At 40.7% G+C, this 263-nt stretch carries 1 pseudogene; it reads left to right on the top strand.

What is annotated here, in order from left to right:
- Positions 1–263 (top strand): annotated as a pseudogene (locus V6256_RS15340) (hypothetical protein); the annotation flags it as partial.

Genomic DNA, 263 nt, shown 5'->3' with positions numbered 1-263 from the left:
CACTTTCAGAAAAAGCCTTTATTTGGTTTTACTGGTGATGCACTTGAATGTGATGCAGATAAGAGAGGGCCAGGCATTGCTTTTTCGTTGTTAGATTATCTAGAGCTCGTTGATTGGAGCGGACGTATATTAAGAGAAGATAAACGAGGCGCCATTGCTCATCATCCTCAACTACTTAGTAAACTTGGCTTAGATGAAACTAGTTGGATAACATTAGCCAGTCGATTTGGTAAAGATTACCAAGGTGCAGTGGGCTCTTTAGA

The sequence above is a fragment of the Psychromonas aquatilis genome (genome assembly GCF_038155185.1).
GTDB lineage: Bacteria > Pseudomonadota > Gammaproteobacteria > Enterobacterales > Psychromonadaceae > Psychromonas > Psychromonas aquatilis.
The sequence above is the reverse complement of the archived record's forward strand: the minus strand, read 5'-3'. Positions and strand labels throughout refer to the sequence as shown.